18 protein-coding genes and 1 riboswitch are annotated in these 21334 nt (G+C 51.0%); of the genes, 13 read left to right on the top strand and 5 right to left on the bottom strand.

Going from position 1 to position 21334, the window contains the following annotated elements; translation table 11 throughout:
* Positions 1-40: 40 nt before the first annotated feature.
* The 6 genes from JRJ22_RS25490 (at position 41) to JRJ22_RS25465 (ending at position 9742) form a co-directional block, all read left to right on the top strand.
* Positions 41-1828, top strand: coding sequence for a sensor histidine kinase (locus tag JRJ22_RS25490; RefSeq protein WP_206102072.1), 1788 nt, complete (start codon positions 41-43; stop codon positions 1826-1828).
* Positions 1829-1942: 114 nt separating this feature from the next.
* Positions 1943-2929 (top strand): ABC transporter permease, encoded by a 987-nt coding sequence (locus tag JRJ22_RS25485; protein WP_206102071.1) that lies wholly within the window; start codon positions 1943-1945, stop codon positions 2927-2929.
* A gap of 15 nt (positions 2930-2944) precedes the next feature.
* Positions 2945-3844 carry a carbohydrate ABC transporter permease gene (locus tag JRJ22_RS25480; protein WP_206102070.1) on the top strand — a complete coding sequence of 300 codons (900 nt, stop codon included), beginning with the start codon at positions 2945-2947 and terminating at the stop codon, positions 3842-3844.
* Positions 3845-4047: 203 nt separating this feature from the next.
* Positions 4048-5799: an ABC transporter substrate-binding protein gene (locus JRJ22_RS25475; protein ID WP_206102069.1), complete on the top strand. Its 1752-nt coding sequence runs from the start codon at positions 4048-4050 to the stop codon at positions 5797-5799.
* A 99-nt stretch (positions 5800-5898) separates the two neighbouring features.
* The gene (locus JRJ22_RS25470; RefSeq protein WP_206102068.1) at positions 5899-8283 is read left to right on the top strand and encodes a glycoside hydrolase family 95 protein; all 2385 of its coding nucleotides are present in this window, start codon (positions 5899-5901) and stop codon (positions 8281-8283) included.
* Between the two features lie 325 nt (positions 8284-8608).
* A complete protein-coding gene (locus JRJ22_RS25465; protein ID WP_206102067.1) occupies positions 8609-9742 on the top strand; it encodes a transglutaminase domain-containing protein in 1134 nt (377 codons plus the stop codon).
* Between the two features lie 69 nt (positions 9743-9811).
* Here JRJ22_RS25465 and JRJ22_RS25460 read toward each other — a convergent pair whose 3' ends face one another.
* Positions 9812-11290 carry an amino acid permease gene (locus JRJ22_RS25460; RefSeq protein ID WP_206102066.1) on the bottom strand — a complete coding sequence of 493 codons (1479 nt, stop codon included), beginning with the start codon at positions 11288-11290 and terminating at the stop codon, positions 9812-9814.
* 157 nt (positions 11291-11447) lie between these two features.
* Positions 11448-11659, bottom strand: a riboswitch (Lysine riboswitch).
* Positions 11660-11761: 102 nt separating this feature from the next.
* Positions 11762-12895: a virulence factor gene (locus JRJ22_RS25455; RefSeq protein WP_206102065.1), complete on the bottom strand. Its 1134-nt coding sequence runs from the start codon at positions 12893-12895 to the stop codon at positions 11762-11764.
* Between the two features lie 159 nt (positions 12896-13054).
* On the opposite strand from JRJ22_RS25455, the gene JRJ22_RS25450 reads away from it, so the two are divergent.
* Together JRJ22_RS25450 and JRJ22_RS25445 are read left to right on the top strand one after the other, a co-directional pair.
* On the top strand, positions 13055-14050 hold the full coding sequence (locus JRJ22_RS25450; protein ID WP_206102064.1) for an MBL fold metallo-hydrolase: 996 nt from the start codon (positions 13055-13057) through the stop codon (positions 14048-14050).
* Positions 14051-14169: 119 nt separating this feature from the next.
* Positions 14170-15795, top strand: a complete 1626-nt coding sequence (locus tag JRJ22_RS25445; RefSeq protein ID WP_206102063.1) for an ABC-F family ATP-binding cassette domain-containing protein — start codon at positions 14170-14172, stop codon at positions 15793-15795.
* Positions 15796-15900: 105 nt separating this feature from the next.
* Here the strand turns inward: JRJ22_RS25445 and JRJ22_RS25440 are convergent, their stop codons facing one another.
* Positions 15901-16086, bottom strand: coding sequence for a hypothetical protein (locus JRJ22_RS25440; protein ID WP_054943450.1), 186 nt, complete (start codon positions 16084-16086; stop codon positions 15901-15903).
* A gap of 185 nt (positions 16087-16271) precedes the next feature.
* On the opposite strand from JRJ22_RS25440, the gene JRJ22_RS25435 reads away from it, so the two are divergent.
* Together JRJ22_RS25435 and JRJ22_RS25430 are read left to right on the top strand one after the other, a co-directional pair.
* Complete coding sequence (locus tag JRJ22_RS25435) at positions 16272-17096, top strand: cation diffusion facilitator family transporter (RefSeq protein WP_206105306.1); 825 nt, start codon at positions 16272-16274, stop codon at positions 17094-17096.
* Positions 17097-17306: 210 nt separating this feature from the next.
* Entirely contained in the window at positions 17307-18416 is a 1110-nt protein-coding gene (locus JRJ22_RS25430; protein WP_206102062.1) for a C40 family peptidase, read from the top strand.
* 195 nt (positions 18417-18611) lie between these two features.
* Here the strand turns inward: JRJ22_RS25430 and JRJ22_RS25425 are convergent, their stop codons facing one another.
* Positions 18612-18989 carry a hypothetical protein gene (locus JRJ22_RS25425; protein WP_054943447.1) on the bottom strand — a complete coding sequence of 126 codons (378 nt, stop codon included), beginning with the start codon at positions 18987-18989 and terminating at the stop codon, positions 18612-18614.
* A 351-nt stretch (positions 18990-19340) separates the two neighbouring features.
* A complete protein-coding gene (locus JRJ22_RS25420) occupies positions 19341-19508 on the bottom strand; it encodes a DUF1328 domain-containing protein (RefSeq protein WP_206102061.1) in 168 nt (55 codons plus the stop codon).
* A gap of 187 nt (positions 19509-19695) precedes the next feature.
* On the opposite strand from JRJ22_RS25420, the gene JRJ22_RS25415 reads away from it, so the two are divergent.
* The 3 genes from JRJ22_RS25415 (at position 19696) to JRJ22_RS25405 (ending at position 21235) form a co-directional block, all read left to right on the top strand.
* Positions 19696-20202 (top strand): DUF948 domain-containing protein, encoded by a 507-nt coding sequence (locus tag JRJ22_RS25415; protein WP_206102060.1) that lies wholly within the window; start codon positions 19696-19698, stop codon positions 20200-20202.
* 59 nt (positions 20203-20261) lie between these two features.
* Positions 20262-20795 (top strand): hypothetical protein, encoded by a 534-nt coding sequence (locus tag JRJ22_RS25410; protein ID WP_206102059.1) that lies wholly within the window; start codon positions 20262-20264, stop codon positions 20793-20795.
* A 92-nt stretch (positions 20796-20887) separates the two neighbouring features.
* Positions 20888-21235, top strand: coding sequence for a YflT domain-containing protein (locus JRJ22_RS25405; protein ID WP_206102058.1), 348 nt, complete (start codon positions 20888-20890; stop codon positions 21233-21235).
* Positions 21236-21334 lie beyond the last annotated feature (99 nt).

Here is a 21334-nt window from a genome sequence, read left to right as displayed (position 1 = left end):
GATTTAGGATGGAGGGATCGAGATTAAGCAGCTAATAAGCATGATCAATAATATGAAGCTGAAGTATAAGCTAATAATGTTTTACGTTGTGGTTGTCATGATTCCCGTGCTGATTATCGGGATTATTCTGATCAGCTATTTTCGGAATGCTGCCCTGGACCGGGCCATTGATCAGGCGACAAATAACGTCGAGAAGATCAAAAGCCAGATGTCAGCCAAGCTCCGTGTACCTACGGATATCTCCAATCTTCTGTTTTTTGATGATAATCTGGAAACGCTTGTGAACAGGCAGTATCCGAACATCCTTGAGTTAACTAAGGCCTATATGGACTACACCGATTTTAAGGATTACATTTTACAGTACCGTGAAATCGCCAACATCCGCTTTTTTATCGACAATCCGACACTCGTCAATAACCTGTCGATTACGCCGCTGACTCCGGAGAAAGAATCCAGTTTCTGGTATAAAAAGGTTATGGAAACGAAAGGGATCTACTGGCTCTATATTGACGATAAAGAGGGTTTTATCGGCACCACTAAGGGGAGTATAAACAAACTTAGTCTGCTGCGCCAGGTAGCTTATCCGGAATATAACAAGATCGGAATTATCATGGTTCAGATGAATCAGGATGAACTGAATAATATGCTGTCCCAGGAACCGTTCGAGACGATCATAACAGATGAACAAGGCTATATCGTAGCTGCAAAGAATCCGAAACTGGTCGGGACGACGCTGGACGCCTTTGATATTGAAGTGGATCTGGAGCAACATTCCGGCAATGTTATCCAAACGAAAGTCAAAGGGGCAGATTCCTACGTTATCGTTGATGAGATTACCCCTGCACTCAGTATCAGCAAGCTGAAGATCATTTCCGTATTCGAAACTAAAAGTATACTCAGCGATGCGAATAAAGTAAGCATACTCGGGCTGCTGATCATCAGCGGGGTATTGCTGGTGGCCCTTGTGATGGTCTATACGATCTCTTTGCTGACAACCAACCGGCTGCTCCGGCTCAGCCGCCAGCTGAATCAAGTAGCCTTGGGGAATCTTAACGTTGTCTCCCGTATTGACGGCACAGATGAGATCGGGCAGCTGTCACGCCAATTCAACTATATGGTGTCGAGCATCAACCAGCTGATAAGCCAGGTCATTGAGAGCAATGAGAAGAACAGCAGGCTGGAGATCGCCCAACGGGAAATCAAATTGAAAATGATGGCCAGCCAGATTCATCCGCATTTCCTCTTTAATGCGCTGGAATCGATCCGGATGAATGCCCACCTGAAGGGTGAGAAGGAAATTGCGAATATCGTCAGGCTGCTCGGCAAGCTGATGCGTAAGAACCTCGAAGTCGGCAGAGAACGGGCTCCGCTTAAGGAAGAGATTGAAATGATCCGCTCCTATCTGGAAATCCAGAAATTCCGTTATGAGGAAAGGCTGAGATATGAAATTGATTTTGACACCGAGGCCTCAGAGATTCTGATTCCTCCGCTGATCATTCAGCCGCTGGTGGAGAATTCGGTCGTCCACGGTCTAGAGAATAAAGAGGGGCCCGTTTATGTGAAAGTCAGTGTAAAGCTGATCGACAATGAGATCCAGGTATATGTGATCGATGACGGGGTAGGGATGTCACAGCAGCGGCTCTCTGAACTGCGCGGGGTGATTGCTCAGGCGGAAGAAGAGCAGCGAAGCCGGATCGGCATGCGCAATGTGCATCAGAGACTGGTCATGTATTACGGGGAAGAGCATGGCCTGAAGATTACAAGCGAAGAGGGAAGGGGAACAGAAATATTCTTTTCCATCCCGCATGATAGCGATTACAAACAGTAGTTCCCCGGCTGCTGTTTCAATGTCTAATTTGTATATGATTTTACGTGAAATCTGTCGGGTATTCGCTTACATTTTGCTGCGGTATGATATGAATATAAAAACGAAGGGGGAATAATGGACGTGAAAGCGCTCACTGAAAACGGTGTTACAGCAAATGAAAGCGTAACCCCCAACCCACCTGCGAAACGGAATAGTGGATTTTGGAAAAGCGTACTGCAGCAAAAGTACTTATATCTGATGTCTCTTCCATTCGTGATCTGGGTATTCGTCTTCAGCTACGTGCCCTTATGGGGATGGTTGATGGCGTTCCAAAATTATAAACCGAAGAAATCTTTTACGGAGCAGAAGTGGGTCGGATTGGATAACTTCAAAGAACTCTTCCACGATGAACGCTTCTATCTTGTTCTGAGAAACACACTTGCAATGAGTATTTTGGGTCTGATATTTGGTTTCGTTGTACCCATCCTGTTTGCGGTAATGCTCAATGAGCTGCGGGGCAATGTATTTAAAAGAACAGTTCAAACGGTTTCTTACCTGCCTCACTTTGTATCATGGGTCGTTGTAGGCGGGATTGTCTACAAGACACTCTCGATCGACGGCGGGATCGTCAATGATCTGCTGATCTGGCTGAATGTCATTGACGAGCCGATCCAGTTCATGGCCAAGGCCAAGATGTTCTGGGGAGTTTTGACGGTCGCCGACCTTTGGAAAGAAACAGGCTGGAATGCAATTATCTATCTGGCAGCGATTACAGGCATCGACAAAGAGCTGTATGAAGCAGCCAAAGTTGACGGGGCAGGCAGAATCAAGCAGATGTTCAATATTACTTTGCCGGGTATCCGAACCACCATTACTGTACTCCTGATTATGTCGATTGGCCATCTTGTAGGAATCGGTTTCGAAAAACAGTTCCAGCTCAGCAACAACATGGTAACCGATTATTCGGAAGTGCTGGATATGTATGCGCTTAAGTACGGTATTCAGATAGCCCGCTTCTCTTACGGTACGGCAATCAGTATGTTCACTTCGGTAGTCAGTGTAATCCTGCTGCTTATTGCTAACGGTGTTATGAAGAAAGTTACTAAAGAAAGCATTATGTAAAGGAGGGGATCTTAAGTGGGTGGCAAAGCATTTCAAATGTCAAAGGGTGAGCGTATATTCGACATCTTTCTATACATTGCTCTTGGATTAATCATGATCGTGACGTTGTATCCCTTCCTGAACGTACTGGCGATTTCTTTTAACGAATCTACAGACACTGTTCGGGGCGGCATCTATATCTGGCCGAGAGCCTGGACGCTTGAGAATTACCAGCGTATCTTCAGCTATACCGGCCTGATTCAAGGCTTCAAAATATCTGTACTCCGTACCATTACCGGTACGCTACTCGGTCTCCTGAGCTCTTCCATGCTGGCCTTTACGCTCAGCCGTCCGGAGTTCAGAGCCAGAAAGTTTGTCTCTTATTTCCTGGCCCTGACGATGTATTTCTCCGGCGGTATGGTGCCAATGTACATTCTGATGAGAGACTTGAATCTGATCGGAACCTTCTGGATTTATATCCTGCCGGGTGCGGTTTCCGCCTTCAACGTCTTCGTCATCCGGTCCTTTATGGACGGACTGCCGTTCGCTCTTCAGGAATCCGCCAAGCTGGACGGAGCCAACGACTTTGTGATTTTTTACAAGATCATCCTGCCTCTATGTAAGCCGGTTCTGGCAACGATTGCGTTGTTCCTGGCCGTAGGACAGTGGAATGAATGGTTCAGCACTTATCTGTACAACGGCAATAAGCCGCATCTTACGACACTCCAGTATGAGCTCATGAAGGTATTATCATCTACCAATCAGGGCAGCGGCATGGTGAATGCCAACGATATGGCGCAGCAAATGGCGCAAATCTCGCCTGAATCAATCAAGATGGCGATTACCATTGTAGTAACCGTACCTATCCTTGTAGTGTATCCTTTCCTGCAGAAGTATTTCGTAGGCGGCATGACGCTCGGTGCAGTAAAAGCTTAATCCCTGCTGGTCAGGGCTTGAATAGGAGGGACGTATTTCTGGCAGGCAAGTTGTCAGTCAGAAACAGCGTCCCGGCCTATTAGTAAAAATTTGGAAAATTATAATTTAATATTATGGTTATATTGCAAGCGCTAACAATGGTATATTCAGGTTTATCCTGATATGCATAGATCAATTACACAAATTATCAAGGGGGATATCAAATGAAAAGCAAGAGCATTAAAACCGCTTTTACACTTATGCTCATGAGTTCTATGCTGATCGCAGGCTGTGGCGGCAACAACAATAATAATGCAGCTGACAGCGCGGCTACCAATGCACCGGCAAACACAGGCAACAATGCGGAAGCAAGCGCACCAGCAGATGAAGCTATGGATACAAGCCCTGTTACATTCACATTCTTTGGTGCGGATGCCAGTCCGAACTGGAACAAAATGCAGGATGATGTAGGTAAAGTTATTACTGAAAAGACAGGCGTAACACTGGATGCGGAATTTGACGTAGGCAGCGGCGGCGGCGACCAAAAAATCGCGATGATGGCTGCCAGCGGCGACGTGCCGGATATGATCTTTGCAAAAGGGAATCTGGGTACCTTGGTGGATGCAGGCCTGATTCTTGATCTGACCGATCTGATCGACAAGTATGCCCCGAACCTCAAGAAAATCTACGGCGAAAATATGAACCGTCTGAAATACAGCAATGATGATCAAAAAATCTATTCCATTCCTACAAACATGGGGGTTGACCAACAATCCTTCGATGCAGGCGGCGGCTTTGAAATTCAGCACCGCGTGCTGAAAGAGCTGGGTTACCCGCAAGTGAAAACATTGGCAGACTATGAGAAAGTGTTGAAGGATTATGTAGCTCTGCATCCGGAAACCGATGGACAGCCTACGATTCCGCTAACACTGAATGCGGATGACTGGAAAATCATGATTACCGTTACCAACCCTGCATTCCTGACAACCGGCGCACCGGATGATGGTGAATATTATGTAGATCCTACAACTTATGAAGCTAAGCTTCATTACAAACGCCCTGAAGAAAAAGAATATTTCCGTTGGCTCAACAACATGTACGCTCAAGGTCTGCTGGATAAAGATACCTTCGTACAAAAAGATGACCAATACAAAGCTAAAGTGGCCAGCGGCCGCGTACTCGGTCTGATCTCCCAGGAATGGGAATACCAAGATGGTGAAAATGCTCTGAAGGCAGCAGGCAAAGACGAGTACACTTATGCTCACTTCCCTGTAACCCTGTCCGATCAGTATCAAGACCACTCCTTCCAGACCACTGGTATTGATGCTGCCGGTATTTCGATCACAACCGCTGCTAAAGATCCTGTCCGCATCATTAAATGGCTGGATTGGATGTCCTCTGAAGAAGCCCAGATTCTGAAAAACTGGGGTGTTGAAGGCAAACAGTACACTGTAAATGCTGATGGCAAACGTGAAATCCCTGCTGATATTCAAGACAGAAAATCCAATGATGCCGCTAACTTTGCAAAAGAAACAGGCGTTGGCCAGTACAATATCTTTGGTGCACACTATGGTGACGGCGTGAAGGATTCCACTGGCAACTACTATACTACGAACTTCCCTGAACAAATCGTAGCTTCGTACTCTGATGCTGAAAAAGAATCACTGAAGGCTTACAACGCTACAACCTGGAAAGATCTGTTCCCTGCTGAAGATGCATTCCCTACTAAAGAATGGGGCGCTCTTTACAACATGCCTGTTCCAACTGACGGTCAGTACCAGGTTATCTTCAAAAAGACTCAAGATATTATCCGCAAACGTATTCCTGAAGCGATCCTGTCCAAACCTGCAGACTTCGACAAGGTGTACGATGCCTTCCTGGCTGAGCTCGACAAAGCCGGTGCTCAAGACATGGAAAAAGAATATACTGAACTTGTTAAGAAGAGAGTATCCCTGTGGACCGGTAAAGATCTGTAAGCAGCGGCCCTCCCTCTTAAACAAAACTAATGCACCAGCAAGGACCCGACATTTGTCAGGGTCTTTTGCTGTATATTGAATCCGTATGGAGGTTATAGCATGAAGCATGAGAAATTAGTAGAGCATCCCTGGAAATTGAAATATAAGCAGCCTGCAGCGATCTGGGAAGAAGCTTTGCCGCTTGGAAACGGGCATATGGGAGCCATGGTGTTCGGCGGTACCGCAAGAGAACAGTTTCAGCTGAATGAGGATACGTTATGGTCCGGTTTCCCCCGGGACACGAATAATTACGAGGCCCTCCGCTATCTGAAGAAGGTGCGCGGTCTGGTATCCGAAGGCAGCTATCTTGAAGCGGAAAAGCTCATTAATACCCGCATGCTCGGTGTGAATGGCCAAGCTTATATGCCGCTCGGTAATCTTTATCTGGAACAGCCGGAGGCGGAGAACTGCACAGGATACAGCCGGGAGCTGGACCTGGACAGCGGCATAGCTACGGTAACCTTTCAGACAGAAGTCGGCTCCTTTACCCGTGAGGCCTGGATCAGCGCTCCTGACGGTGTGTTAGTCATCCAGGAAACAAGTGAGGCTAAAGGCGGGCTGAATCTGACGCTTACCCTGAACAGCCCTCTGCAGCATGCCGTGAAGGAAGCAGGAGAAGGGAAGCTGGTACTGGAAGGCCGCTGCCCTACGCACATTGCTGATAACTATCATCAGGACCATCCATGGGGTATTCAATATGAGGACGGGCTGGGTATAGCCTTCCAGTTGCACCTTCAGGTACTGGCTTCGGGAGGCCGGGTTGAATTCCTGGACGGGAAGCTTGTCATCTCCGGCGCTGATCGGGTGCAGCTGCTGCTTGCTGCTGCTTCGGACTATGAAGAGCTGAAGAGTAAAGCCGCCCACCTGAAGAGCAGCCGTGAGGCAAGCCCAGCGGTGCTACTGAGCCCTGCGGAGAGCTGTGTACAGCGGCTGGCAGCGGCAGCAGCGATGACATATGCAGAGCTGCAGCAGCGGCATACCGCCGATCATCAGGCGCTCTTCCGGCGGGTAGATCTTGACCTCGGAGGCTGGGAAGCGGCTGAACGTCCGACAGATGAGCGGCTGGCCGCCTATAAGGCTGGACAAGAGGATCCTCAGCTTGAGGCACTGCTGTTCCAGTATGGCCGTTATTTGCTGATGGGCAGCTCCCGCACCGGCTCGCAGGCGGCGAATCTGCAGGGGATCTGGAACGAGCATGTGACGCCGCCCTGGAACAGCAATTATACGACGAATATCAATACCCAGATGAATTACTGGCTGGCAGAGGTGGGCAATCTGAGCGAGCTTCATGAGCCGCTTATTGATCTGATCCGGGAGCTTAGTGAGACCGGAGCCAGAACGGCTGCAGTGCACTACGGCGCCCGCGGCTGGGTAGCCCATCACAATGTTGACCTGTGGCGCAGCTCTGTGCCATCAGGCGGGGATGCCAGCTGGGCCTTCTGGCCGATGGGCGGTGTGTGGCTGAGCCGTCATCTGTGGGAGCATTATGCTTATAATCCTGATACCACTTTCTTACAGGAAACGGCTTATCCGCTGATGAAGGGGGCGGCGCTGTTTGCGCTGGACTGGCTGGTGGAAGGACCGGAGGGTCTGCTCTTAACCAATCCGTCAACTTCTCCGGAGAACCGGTTTGTGACGGCAGAAGGCGAGCCTTGCAGCATCTCTATGGGTTCAGCAATGGACCTGAGCCTTATCCGTGAGCTGTTCAGCCATTGCCTGCAGGCAGCACAGATTCTGGAGGGGGACAACGAGTTTCAGCTTCAGCTGGAGGATGCCTTGTCCCGGCTAATGCCGCTGCAAATCAGTGAGGACGGACGTCTGCAGGAATGGATCGAGGATTTCACAGAATCGGAACCGGGGCACCGTCATGTCTCTCATTTATATGGTCTGTATCCCGGAGATCTGATTAATGAACGGGATACACCGGAACTGCTCGAAGCCAGCCGGTTGTCGCTTGCGAAACGGATTGCCTCGGGGGGCGGACATACCGGCTGGAGCTGTGCCTGGCTGATCAACCTCTACGCACGGCTGAAGGAAGGCGAATCGGCTTACAGTTTTGTCCGGACGCTGCTGTCCCGCTCAGCCTATCCTAACCTGTTCGATGCCCACCCTCCGTTTCAGATTGACGGCAATTTTGGCGCTGCCGCCGGGATAGCAGAGATGCTGCTGCAGAGCCATCTGGGTGAAATTACTCTGTTGCCGGCCCTGCCGAACGCTTGGGAAAATGGAAAAGTCAGCGGAATTAAGGCACGCGGAGGATATGAAGTGGACCTCGAGTGGCAGAATCATGTACTGGTATCTGCACGGATTACCGCGTCGCGCGATGGAGAATGCCGTCTGGTATATCCGCGCGGGCTGAAGATTCAGCTTCCTGACGGCTCTCTGGCCGGGTTAAAACATCCGTTGCCGGTTAAAGCCGGAGAAGTGTACTTCATAACGGTTTGACGGAAGCGAAGGAACTGGCGCAGGATAACTAAAAGAGAATTGAAGCCGCTCCATACGTAGAGATGATCTGCGCGGGAGCGGTTTTTTTGAGGAAAGGGAGCATGAGGATATTGAAATCGCCTGCAGGGACGAAAGGCTTATTTAACGGGCATTCCGGACCGATATTAACAATATAGCGTTTACGGGGAAGGAATTTCTGTCCTCTGTATGGTTACAAACAGAATAAGTAATATTATGGTTGTGCGGAAGCCATTCTCGGCATCTAATATAGAGTACAATCGATGTGGAAAAGCTATTCGAAGTTCGCAGGAGGCACGGGGGAGAAATGGGAAAGAAACGTTTGTCGCTGATGAAGACCATGCTGGGAGGGATGATGCTGTTCGCAGCTTTGCCGCCTGCGGCTTATTATGGCTGGGGGCAGGCCTATGCCGCCGCGGCATCGTCGTCACTTCAATCTGTAAGTGAAATGGCCCAAAGGCTGGCCGGGGCAATGAATAACCGCAGAGAGAACATCACCTTTACCTACGAGGGGGATATCAGTAAGCCGAAGGTGCAAAGCGCCATTGACCAGGCGATGGGCAGCGATCCCTATCTGTACTACATCATAGACAGTTACGCTTTCTCCTACCGGGGGAGCAGCCGCTCTGCGAATGTAACGGTTCAGGTGGAATATAGGGAGACGCTGCAGCAGACTGCCTATGTGAATAAGCAAGTAAAAGCAATTCTGCAAAAGATCATTACACCTGGGATGGATAATCATCAGAAGGTTAAGGTCATTCACGATTGGGTTGTCCTGAACTTAAAATATGACAACACCTATAGTAAATATACGGCTTACGAAGGGCTGCAAAGCGGCAGCGCAGTATGCCAGGGCTATTCCCTGCTTACCTATAAATTGCTGCTTGGTGCAGGCATACCTAATAAAATAGTTGAAGGTAAGGCAAGACCGGAGGGAGGCGTGTCGCAGGCCCATGCCTGGAATCTGGTGCAGCTGGACGGGCTGTGGTACCATCTGGATACGACTTGGGATGATCCTACGCCTAGTACGGAAGATGGAGTAAGCACAGTGTATTATATGAGAACAGATGCGCAAATGCGCCGCGACCATAGCTGGGTCAAGTCTTATCCGGCAGCGTCCGTGGGCTACGCCCAGACCTTGTCTGAACTGGTCAGCCGTGGCGGCCAGAACGTGTCCGTGTATCAGAAGCTTCAGGACCAGCTGGACTACAGGCTGTATGAGGAAGATCAGGTAGTAACCTCTGCCGCAGAACTGAAGGAGCTTGCCCGGGCGGCCGTTGCCTCCGGCAAACAGTCCATTCTGTTCCGTTACAGGGGCAGCGGGCAGCGGCTCAAGGATGATCTGCAGGAGCTGTATAATATCGGGCTGAACCAGCTGTCTTACAGCAGTTCGCCCTTTGATAATACCGGCGATCTTAAGGTGTATGTAACCTGGAAATAAACGCTTTATTGATAAAAAGGATGCTCCCGCGCCGGGCAGGCGAAGGAGCATCCTTTTTGCTGAGCGTGCTTATTCGGCATTTGTGCTGAGATCGCATTCTTCCAGCGGAATAATGCGGCTTGTTCTAAACCAGCGGTAGCCGGCCCAGATTAAGAAGAACAGCGGCAGGCTGACATAAGAGACCAGAACACCGTACCAGTCAATACGGTCCCCGGTGAAGGCGCCCATATTCTGGCCAAGTACAGCGACCAGACAGAGCGCGAAGGCGAACAGCGGGCCGAACGGGAACCATTTGGCCCTGTAAGGCAGCTCATCCAGCGAGTGGCCCTGTTTCACAAAGGCGCGGCGGAAACGGTAATGGCAGACGGCTATGCCCAGCCAGTTGATGAAACCGCACATGCCTGAGGCGTTAAGCAGCCAGTTGTAAACGGCGCCGTCACCAAAGAATGAGGCGAGGAAGGCCAGCATGCCGACTGCTGTAGTTACGAGCAGTGCGCCTACAGGTACGCCGCGGCGGTTCAGCTTGCCCAGTGCACGCGGGGCCATGCCGTCCTTGGCCATGGCGTACAGGACGCGGGTGGAAGCATACATGCCGGAGTTCCCGGCCGACAGGACCGAGCTCAGAATGACGGCATTCATTACGGAAGCGGCGATCGCCAGTCCGGCTTTGTTGAAGACAATGGTGAACGGGCTGACGCCGATGTCATCGATGCCGCCGCGCAGCAGGTCGGGATTCGTATAAGGAATCACCAGGCCGATAACGAGAATGGCGAAGATGTAGAAGATCATAATCCGCCAGAATACCTGGCGGATCGCGATCGGCACATTACGGCGCGGATTCTCGCTCTCGCCGGCGGCAACGCCGACCAGCTCGGTTCCCTGGAAGGAGAAGCCGGCAGCCATAAAGACACCGACGAAGGCGAAGAAGCCGCCGTGGAACGAGCTGCCGCCCAGCTGGAAGTTGCTGAAACCGATCCGCTCACCACCCATAATGCCGAAGATCATTAGCACGCCGACAATCAGGAAGACGATAACGGTAATGATCTTGATGATCGCGAACCAGTATTCCGACTCGCCGTACCCGCGGGAGGAGAGGACGTTAAGGCCGAACATCACCAGCAGGAACACCAGGCTCCAGAGGGCCGAGGAGCTCTCAGGGAACCAATACTTGATAATGACCGTTGCGGCGGCGAGCTCAGCTGCGATGGTTACCGCCCAGTTGTACCAGAAATTCCAGCCGATGGCGAAGCCGAAGGCCGGGCTGACAAACCGGGTGCCGTAAGTGCTGAAGGAACCGGAGTCAGGCAGGTAGGTGGCCAGCTCACCGAGGCTGGTCATCAGGAAGTACACCATGAGCCCTACCGCAGCATAGGCGAGAAGGGCTCCGCCCGGACCGGAGGAGGCAATGGCGCCGCCGCTGGCCAGGAACAGCCCGGTTCCGATCGAGCCGCCAAGGGCGATCATCGTTAAATGTCTGGCTTTGAATGTTTTGCGCAGAGCGGGCCCGTTCGGGCTGCCGGACTGCTGATTATGTTGCGTTGCTTGCATGAATAAGACACTCCTTCTGTTGATCTGAATGTTGCTGTTCATGAAGGGGAGTGGTGTACGCTGCCGCCCCGGGTAGGGGGCGGCACATCCTGTAGGCGCAAAAAAACCGCAGACGGATCTGCGGTTTCCTGAAAATACGGCTCCGCATCATACTCCCTGTTAAGATAGCGCAACACAGTGCGGTACCCGCTGGCCGTGAGACCAAGCGTACACTGTGACAGTTCCGTGCCTGTTCGGCAACGGCCCCAGTCTGTGCAGCATGAAGAGCGGCGGCACAGACTTCGGCGGATATTCCTTTCGGCGGCTTCATTGACGGCTCTTAACGTCTCAGCGCGCGTACTTATAATATTCGCGACCTCTACCTCATCTTAGGTATGATGAGGCTATCTTTATACAATTATGAACATTAGCAGGGTTTAGTATAATGCAATTAATGAGGCTCACGCAATAACAAATTACGGCAGGAGTGTGTCAGGTGCGCCGGCGTTCCGACATTTGCTGCCAAACGGTTCCGGCGGCTTCCTCGCCGGAGGCAATCCGCTCCAGCGCCATTCTCGCCTGCAGGCCCACTTCGAATTCCGGGTCATCGGCCGCAAGGCTTAGGGCGTTATAAGCCTCTGCAGTGCCAACCTCATAGAGGAACCGTGCTGCCCTCCAGCGGACGAGCTTGCTGGAATCCGAAAGCGCCGCGGTCATGACCGGCGTCGCCGCCGGATCGCCGATGTCGGACAGCGTGTCTCCGGCCGTGCGCCGCACGGCCGGAGCCTTGTCTGCCATCGCCTCATAGAGCAGCTCCATCGCCTCAGGCGTGCGGATGTCGCCCAGGTACACGACCGCAAGCCTGCGGATATGCAGCTTGGGGTCGTGCAGCGCCGTGCGCAGCTCTGGCAGGAGCGCTGGCGTCGGCGCCAGATCCTCCAGCGCGGCGTAGCGCACGCGCCAGTCCTCGTCCTGCAGGTCCTGCAGCAGCTCGGCCTGTTCCTTTTTCTGCCGCTGCTCGACGAACTCGCCGGCGGTTCCGTGCGCGATAGCCTGCTGCACGAGAGAGTCGAGGCGTTCCTGCGGATACGCCGCCTCCAGCTCCTGCTCCACCTCGCGTGCGATCTCGGCCGGCTCACCGTAGCGTACGCCGTAATCGGTGAGCTTGCGCTCCTTGATCAATACGGCGCTGGCCACATCCGTCACCGCCTGGGTGAAGCGGGCGGCGAGGGCGATGCGCTCCTCAGCAGCGCCGGTCTTCACGCGGATCTGCATCGGAATGCTGCGGAACATCTGCACGAAGACCTGCGACTCCCCGAAATGGGCACCTGCATTTTCATCTGGCAGATTGAAGTCGGCGCTGAGGCCGTCCGCCCCGAAGCGCTGCTGGACCTCACGGAGAATCGCCGCCCAGTCGGCGCTGCCTTTGCGCTCCAGCGCGGCAAAATCAGCTGCGTGATAGATGCTGATTACTCCGGGGATGGCCAGCATATCCCGTGCCCAGGCAGGGGCGCTGCGCTGGCTTTCCGGTGTATAGGTCCTGCGTATTCCAGGCTCCAGGCTTTCGTCCAGATGAAGCTTCATCGTATTTGGACTTGGAGTCGGTTCAATAAATGTGATCTTCATACGTTAGGCTCCCCTTTGAACGGTACAAACACCGTAGTCTTTACCCGCATTTTACATCATAGTACGGGCGGAATACAAAAGGGATCCGCCTTAAGCAGCTTAAGCCGGATGTAAAATGGGTAAAATTTGTACTGAACGCAATGAAGGAGAGATGCCGTTATGGCTAAAGTGAAATACAATAATATCGATAATGTTAGTACAGATAAAACGCTCAAGGAATTCCGCCAGTGGCGTGAAGAACGCCGGAGCAAGAAGAAAGACTATACCTATAAAGTACCGAATCACCCGCCCAGGCTGTCTTATCTGGCTGAGAACCGGCTGGATACGACGATTACCTGGATCGGGCATTCGACTTTTTTTCTACAATATGAAGGCATGAACATTATTACAGACCCTATCTGGGCAAGGCGGCTTGGCTTTGAGAAAAGAATCGGAGAGCCGGGGATACCGCTGAATGAGGTTCCGCCGGTTGATCTGATCCTTATCTCGCATTCCCATTATGATCATCTGCACATCGGCTCCATCCGTAAACTCTATAAGGCGGGAACCACGATTGTCGTACCGGCCGGATTGAAACGGAAAATGCTCCGCAAGGGCTTTCCAAACTGCCATGAGCTGCAGTGGTGGGAGGAGCTGACGCTTGGAGCGGTGAAGCTGACGTTTGTGCCGACCCAGCACTGGACCCGGCGGACGCCGTTTGACACCAACAGCTCACACTGGGGAGGGTATGTGCTTGAACCGGCAGAGCCCCAGAAGCACCCGGAAGGTGAAGGGGACGGGCAGAAGCGGAAGCTGCCGCCGAACCTCTATTTTGCCGGGGACAGCGGCTTCTTTCCGGGCTTCAAGGAGATTGGCAGCCGGTTTAAGCTGCACATTGCTCTGATGCCGATCGGGGCCTATGAGCCGGAATGGTTCATGAATTCGCAGCATGTGAATCCCGAAGAGGCCGTGCAGGCCTTTATCGATGTGGGGGCTCAGCTGATGATCCCGATGCATTTTGGCACTTTCCGGCTGGCCGATGATACGGCGCGGGAAGCTCTGGACCGGATGGAGCTGGCCCGGGAAGCCCAGGGAATCAGCCCGGAGCGGATACGTACGCTGGGTTACGGTGAAACGCTTGTAGTGCATCCGGAGGACCGCTATTCGGGGCAATAATGAAATAACAGCAGATTTTAAGCCGAAACCGCAGGTTCTGCAGCGATCTTGCGGGCTATTCGCCTTGATTTTATGCTATAATGAGCCGAAACCCTAAGTGAAAAGGATGGTAATGCTTAATGATTAGCACAAGCGGCGTAACACTCCGCTACGGAAAACGCGCACTATTTGAAGATGTAAACATAAAATTCACACCAGGAAACTGCTACGGCCTGATCGGGGCGAACGGTGCCGGTAAATCTACTTTTCTGAAGATCCTGTCCGGAGAGATTGAAGCCAACACCGGGGACGTGCATATGACTCCGGGCGAACGTATGGCTGTGTTGAAGCAGAATCATTTTGAGTACGATGAATATCCGGTTCTGGAGACAGTTATCATGGGGCATACCCGCCTGTATGAGATTATGAAGGAAAAGGATGCGCTCTATGCCAAAAGCGACTTCACGGAAGCAGACGGACTGCGCGCCGGCGAGCTTGAAGGTGAATTCGCTGAGCTGAACGGCTGGGATGCTGAGCCGGATGCTGCGGCCATGCTGATTGGTCTGGGCATTATGCGTGAAATGCATGACAAGAAGATGGCCGAACTCAGCGGCAACGAAAAGGTACGGGTGCTGCTTGCCCAGGCCCTGTTCGGACGTCCGAACAACCTGCTGCTCGATGAGCCTACCAACCATTTGGATCTTGAATCGATCGGCTGGCTGGAGAACTTCCTCATGGACTACGAAGGCACCGTTATCGTCGTATCCCATGACCGGCACTTTTTGAACAAGGTCTGTACACATATTGCTGACATCGACTTCGGCAAAATTCAGATGTACGTCGGCAACTACGACTTCTGGTATGAGTCCAGCCAGCTGGCCCAGACGCTGCAGCGTGATGCCAACAAGAAGAAGGAAGACAAGATTAAGGAGCTGCAGGCGTTCATCCAGCGGTTCTCGGCAAATGCTTCCAAGTCGAAGCAAGCGACTTCACGTAAGAAACAGCTCGAGAAAATTACGCTGGACGATATCCGTCCTTCCAACCGTAAATACCCGTTCCTCAACTTCAAGCCTGAACGCGAAGCCGGCAAGCAGCTGCTTACAATCAGCGGCCTGAGCAAATCGGTTGATGGCGAGAAGCTGCTGGACGAACTCAGCATTGTGGTGAATAAAGGCGACAAGATTGCTTTTGTAGGCCCGTATTCTCAGCCTAAATCGCTGCTGTTTGATATCATCATGGGTGAGAAGGAAGCGGATGCCGGCGAATACACGTGGGGAGTTACCACCACCCAGGCGTATTTCCCGAAAGACAACTCCAAATATTTCGACGGTGTTGACTTGAACCTGGTGGAATGGCTGCGCCAATACTCCAAGGATCAGGACGAGACGTTCCTGCGCGGCTTCCTGGGCCGGATGCTGTTTGCCGGTGAAGAAGCGCTGAAGAAGGCAAGCGTGCTCTCCGGGGGAGAAAAGGTCCGCTGTATGCTGGCCAAAATGATGCTGAATGGTGCGAATGTACTGGTGTTCGATGAGCCTACCAACCACTTGGATCTGGAATCCATCACAGCACTCAATAACGGACTGATTGATTTTGACGGAACAATCCTGTTCACTTCCCATGACCATCAGTTTATTCAGACGATCGCTAACCGTATTATTGAGATTACTCCGACTGGCATCATCGACCGCTCCATGAGCTATGATGAATACCTGGAGAATCCGGAAATCAAGGAAATGCGCCAGCGCATGTATCCTGTTGAAGCTTAAATCATATGGAAAGAACTTTTAGGAGTTCATGCAAAACGGCTGCGTCATCCCCAGGGGGATAACGCAGCCGTTTATGTTCATTACCTGTACACCGGACCAAAAGTCCTATGAACCGCCAGTGCGGCGGCGTTGATTATTAGGCTTTTTGTTGTTTTGGCTCTTTAGCGGTTTCGCGGAACCTGCCTGAAACGAAGAACCGGGTTTGTTGGAAGATTGTTGCTTTTTCTGTTCCAGCTTTTGGCGGATCGCGTCTGCCAGATTGATTTTAGGCTTTTCATTATTTTCGCTCATTGTGTTAACCCCCTTATGAAGCAAGTCCTTTACCTCATTCTAATTGTTTTTAAATGCCGCCACAAGGGCAAGAATAATTCAAAGAATGAATTACCCGAGTGGACTGTGCAAGGAAATCGAACAAGAGGGAGTGGCAGGAAGTGGCCGATATTTACGAAGACATACGCAAGGGTGAACGCGGGGCCATGGTCAGTATTGCCGCTTATCTGGTTCTGTCAGCGTTTAAGCTGATCAGCGGTTACTTATTCGGATCCAGCGCATTGCTTGCCGACGGTTTCAACAACCTGACGGATATCGTCGCATCAATCGCGGTACTGGTCGGGCTGCGTATCTCGCGGAAGCCGCCTGATTCCGATCATCCATACGGACATTTCCGGGCGGAGACGGTAGCTGCGCTGCTGGCTTCCTTTATTATGGCGATGGTCGGTATTCAGGTTATCGTGGAAGCGGTGCGGTCCTTGTTCGAAGGGGCGAAGGCGATCCCTCAGCTTTGGTCTGCCGGAGTGGCCTTAGTGTGTGCCATCGCCATGATGGGGGTATATATTTATAACAGAAGGCTGGCTAAACAGATTAATAACAGTGCACTTATGGCCGCCGCCAAAGATAATTTCTCGGATGCTATGGTCAGTATCGGGGCGGCAGTGGGGATTGTTGGTGCGCAGTTTGGGCTCCCGTGGATTGATTCTGCTGCCGCGGTGGCTGTAGGTGTGCTGATTTCCAAGACGGCCTGGGATATTTTCCGTGATTCGACTTACCGGTTGACCGATGGCTTCGATGAGGCACAGCTGCTGGATCTGCGCAGTACGATTGCCCGAACCCCGGGTGTGGAAGGCATTAAGGATATCAAAGCCCGTGTTCATGGCAATCATGTGCTGGTCGATGTTGTGGTGGAAGTAGATGCCAGCATCAGCGTCATGGAGGGCCACCAGATCAGTGACTCGATCGAAGAGCGGATGAGCAGCCGACATAATATCATGAACGTGCAGATTCATGTTGAGCCTAAATCCTAAGCCTCTTATTTTTTTCTAATTAGCTGTAATTTCCACCAAATACAAGGAGGAATCAAGACTATAGACCTGTTACTTACCATAAAGTGGCAAACTTTTTTGTGAAATTTGGAGCATGTTCCAATTCCCGCCTGCGCCTATAATGAGGGCAGAAAGCAACAATTGTAGCGCGCGCCGTTGTTGAGTTCTCATCATGCTAAGCGGGGGAACGCTATGATCAGATCACATAAGCAGCTGGCAGCATCGGTATTGATCTCGGCATCACTGGCAATATCTTGGGGAGTGTTCAGTCCGCAGCAGGCGTTCGCGGCTTCGAGTCCGTCTGTCGCGGCATCTACTACATTAACAGGTGTTATTCAATCTTCGGTCCGTCTGCGTACAAGCCCTTCCACAAGCGGAAGTGTGCTGAAATATTTAAGTGAAGGCGACCAAGTTGTTATACTTGAACAGACAAACAGCTATTGGTATAAAGTGAGAACAGCGGATGGCGATGTGGGGTATACGAGTTCTGGAGATCAGTATATTAATGTGATTTCGGCTCCGGCTCCTGCACCTGTGCAGACGGCAGTAATCCTGTCGACGGTTAGGCTTCGTGAAACTCCGTCAACCAGCGGAAAAGTGCTGGGTTATCTGTACAAAGAGGATCCGGTGGTTATACTCGAAGAAACAAACAGCTACTGGTATAGAGTGCAGACTACCAATGGTACAATAGGATACACCAGCTCATCAGATCAGTTTATCAAGCTGGATGGAGCAGCAGCAACACCGGCACCAACACCGGTCCCAACACCGGCACCAACACCGGTTCCGACGCCGGTTCCAACACCAGTACCGACACCGACACCGACACCGACACCGACACCGACACCAGCCCCGGCCCAAACGGCGGTTATTGAGAAAGTCATAGCTGCAGGCATGGGTTATCTGGGGACTCCGTATGAGTACGGCTCCAGCAGAACCAATACCAGTACCTTCGACTGCTCGGATTTCATCCGGCAGATCTTTATGGATGCAGCGAATTTGAAGCTGCCTGCCGATTCGCGGCAGCAAGGAACCTGGGTGCAGGAGAACAGTACTACGGTTACTGATATTTCCGGCCTGAAACGCGGGGATCTGATGTTCTTTATGGATTACCAGGGCAGCACGGCTGCTGCTTATGCAGGCATCGATAAATCTACTGCGAGAATTTCGCATGTGGCGATGTATCTCGGAGACGGAAAGATTCTGCATACGTATTCCGTATCTTCGGGTGGGGTACGAGTGGATAATTTAAGCGCTTCTTGGATGAACCGTTTCCTTTACGGAGGCCCGGTCATCCGCTGATTATAGAGAAGTATAGGGAAGCGGCAGCAGTATAGTTTGTGACGGGTGAACTAGAGCGGCTTTTTACAGGGCTGTCCCTTCAGTAGAGCTTTTATTGAAGGGACAGCTTTCCCTATGTAACCGGCATGACAAAAAAACCTCGGGACCTACAAGTCCGGAGGTTTTTTAGTTGTCACCTGCATTCCCCGAACTTTATTACGGAGTAATTACATACGCAGATACTGGAACTTTGATCCAGGCTTTGCCCAGCCAGGTATAGATTTCTCTCCATTCATTGCCCCAGGCGTCGGTCTTAATGGCTCCGGTAGTGTCAATAGTCTGCGCACTAAGCCAACCAGCAGGAGTTGTGCTGTCTGTGGAGAAATGGAATGGAGTAGCCTTTGTTAAAATAATCATAGGAGTCGCTGGTTTAATGTCAGCGGGTGTGATTACAGTCTCGAATGGGGTGCCGTAGGTGCTTCCGGTTACAGTCGCTGCGTCTGTAGAGGTTGTAGTTACTTCTGCCGCTGAAGCCGTAGCTGCTATGGAAGCTAAAAGACCTACTGCTACTGTAAAACTGGCTAATTTTTTCATCTGTGATTCCTCCTAGTGTGGTTTTTGGTTTAGCGGTTTTTTCCATGTTGTGCTGTGCTAATAAGCATGTAAACAAAAAGGGGAGGCGCTGAACCAACCGCCCAAAAATTATTTTTATGTGCCGGTACAGCCTGGTATTCTTTGTATTCAGGAGACTTGCTTATCATGGAGAATAAGATTCGGGAAAGGGCTATGCGTTCTGCATGGGGAATAGGATATACAAAGAACGGAGGGGAATTGCTCTATATATTGCTCTATACATAGAACAAACCCGGAACTCCATGAGGAGATTCCGGGTTTGCAGTACCAGTAATGCTGTGAGTTATCTTATGAACACTGAGGTAAAACACGTTACAATGATCTTCCTCGGCGTCCGGTAAAGAGCGATACGATAAACAGCACGAGGAAGATGAAGAACAATACTTTGGCGACCCCTACTGCTGCTCCTACGATATTAAAGAATCCGAATATACCGGCGATCAAAGCGATTACCAGCAGAATTACTGACCATTTCAACATGTCATTTCATCCTCTCTATCGGGTAGTGTAGTCATTGTTTAAACGGGTCAAACCGCTTTGAAACAAAAGCAAGGCATCTGGTCTTTAAGACGCTTGACAACTTGTTTCGGCCTACTGGAGTACGGGTAACTATGCAGTAATAAGGCAACGCCAGCCGACAATTTATGACTTGGAAGGGGTTTTTGAAATGATAATTGATCTTAGCGTGGCACTAGTTGCTGTCGCATTCGCCGTACTCGTCTTCTTTTTAATCAAAACCTTAAAATCAGCAAAGGAATCCCTCGACAAAGTCAGCCAGACTCTGCAGGAAGTGCAGAAGACTGTAGATGAGCTTACCTATGAGATTAAAACGACTGTCCGGCATGCTAATGACATAACTGCAGATGTTCAAGGCAAAATTCAGAAGATTGATCCGATTGTGGATACTGTGAAAAATCTTGGCGATGTCATGAATGAATTGACGTTGACGGTCAAGCAGGTGTCGGTAACTGTGATTGAGAAATACCGCAAATCTCGTGAGCTGAAGGCAAAAGCCGGAGCAGTCTCTATAGAAGAAAAGCCGCTGACCCCGGCCGAAGAGCGCACGGTGAACTCCTATGACGCCGCATACGCTAAAAAAACTCCGGGAAAAATAGCAATGGCGCTTAAAGGCGTGGATACGGCAGCAGCGATCTGGCAGAAATTTCGTCATTAAGGCGATGAAAGTCACAATGTAGGGGCGCACCTTAGCATCTGGAAAGGAGGGACGGCCATATGAACGTTATCATTCTATTCCTTAGTCTGCTTTCTTCTTATGTTGCTTCCCCAGGGGAGCAGGAACATGTCCCTGCCGCATTTTTTTCAGTACAGCCTGAGGTGGTCCTGGCCTTTGAACACAGTGTGGCTCCAAGTCCCCGGATGAACAGCTTTGATTCTTTAGCCGGGGCTTCGCTTTATATGAATAAGGAGGAGCTTCTGCTGGCAAAAGGGACGCCGCTTAACATTGCCCCTGATCCGTGGCAGGAATGTCTTGAATACCAATACGCCGACATGTCGGCCGGAATATGTGAGGGTGTAGTCACTTATATTCATGTCACCCCGGCACAGGCGGGACAGTATGGCCTGAAGCTGAACGAAGAGGCACTGAACCCGGCCAATAGCCATATAGGTGAGCTTCTTGGAACGCCGGACTATGTTGCCGAAGACGGTGATGTGTATATCCGAGGCAGCGCTGCACTGAAGATTTACCGGAATGCGAATTCCGGTGAATGGGATGGAATTGACTTATTTGATGCGAACGCATCGTGAGGTGTTTCACTCGCTCCTGGTGAGGTTAATAAACTATCAGTTGTCTCTGAAGAGACAAACCTCACAAATCTAAGCGTAAGGAGCGTGATCTCATGAGTTTAATCGGTGCACAGTCGTATGCCAAGCTTTTGGAAAACGGTGTTCAGGCGATAGAAGAGGTGAACCGGCTGCGCAGCAGCGGCTATACGAAGGATAACATTTATGTTATTAGTCACGATCAGGACCGTGAAAACCGTATTGTTGATGCGGCGAACATCAATGAGGTCGGCTTAGGCGAAGAAGGGTTATTTGGCGCGATTGCCAATCTCTTCCGTTCGCGCGGGGATGCCTTGCGTTTCAAAATCACTGCGTTAGGCTTTAGCAGCGCAGAAGCTACCTTTTACGAGAAGGAACTGGATTCGGGCAAGGTTCTTGTCATTGCCAAAAAAAACCCACAATAAAGCCGGTCTCCGGCATGCCGGATCTATAGCACAATAGCGTAACCTCCAGCCCCACTACATTTAGTGGGGCTGGAGGTTACTTTGTTGAATAAGGAAACA

The organism is Paenibacillus tianjinensis (assembly GCF_017086365.1).
Taxonomy (GTDB): domain Bacteria; phylum Bacillota; class Bacilli; order Paenibacillales; family Paenibacillaceae; genus Paenibacillus_AQ; species Paenibacillus_AQ tianjinensis.
This window is presented reverse-complemented; position numbering and strand designations above follow the sequence as displayed.

Coding starts and splice junctions, on each gene's coding strand:
- JRJ22_RS25490 (WP_206102072.1), top strand. CDS start 41: ATGATCAATAATATGAAGCTGAAGTATAAGCTAATAATGTTTTACGTT.
- JRJ22_RS25485 (WP_206102071.1), top strand. CDS start 1,943: ATGGACGTGAAAGCGCTCACTGAAAACGGTGTTACAGCAAATGAAAGC.
- JRJ22_RS25475 (WP_206102069.1), top strand. CDS start 4,048: ATGAAAAGCAAGAGCATTAAAACCGCTTTTACACTTATGCTCATGAGT.
- JRJ22_RS25470 (WP_206102068.1), top strand. CDS start 5,899: ATGAAGCATGAGAAATTAGTAGAGCATCCCTGGAAATTGAAATATAAG.
- JRJ22_RS25465 (WP_206102067.1), top strand. CDS start 8,609: ATGGGAAAGAAACGTTTGTCGCTGATGAAGACCATGCTGGGAGGGATG.
- JRJ22_RS25460 (WP_206102066.1), bottom strand. CDS start 11,290: ATGCAAGCAACGCAACATAATCAGCAGTCCGGCAGCCCGAACGGGCCC.
- JRJ22_RS25455 (WP_206102065.1), bottom strand. CDS start 12,895: ATGAAGATCACATTTATTGAACCGACTCCAAGTCCAAATACGATGAAG.
- JRJ22_RS25450 (WP_206102064.1), top strand. CDS start 13,055: ATGGCTAAAGTGAAATACAATAATATCGATAATGTTAGTACAGATAAA.
- JRJ22_RS25445 (WP_206102063.1), top strand. CDS start 14,170: ATGATTAGCACAAGCGGCGTAACACTCCGCTACGGAAAACGCGCACTA.
- JRJ22_RS25440 (WP_054943450.1), bottom strand. CDS start 16,086: ATGAGCGAAAATAATGAAAAGCCTAAAATCAATCTGGCAGACGCGATC.
- JRJ22_RS25435 (WP_206105306.1), top strand. CDS start 16,272: ATGGTCAGTATTGCCGCTTATCTGGTTCTGTCAGCGTTTAAGCTGATC.
- JRJ22_RS25430 (WP_206102062.1), top strand. CDS start 17,307: ATGATCAGATCACATAAGCAGCTGGCAGCATCGGTATTGATCTCGGCA.
- JRJ22_RS25425 (WP_054943447.1), bottom strand. CDS start 18,989: ATGAAAAAATTAGCCAGTTTTACAGTAGCAGTAGGTCTTTTAGCTTCC.
- JRJ22_RS25420 (WP_206102061.1), bottom strand. CDS start 19,508: ATGTTGAAATGGTCAGTAATTCTGCTGGTAATCGCTTTGATCGCCGGT.
- JRJ22_RS25415 (WP_206102060.1), top strand. CDS start 19,696: ATGATAATTGATCTTAGCGTGGCACTAGTTGCTGTCGCATTCGCCGTA.
- JRJ22_RS25410 (WP_206102059.1), top strand. CDS start 20,262: ATGAACGTTATCATTCTATTCCTTAGTCTGCTTTCTTCTTATGTTGCT.
- JRJ22_RS25405 (WP_206102058.1), top strand. CDS start 20,888: ATGAGTTTAATCGGTGCACAGTCGTATGCCAAGCTTTTGGAAAACGGT.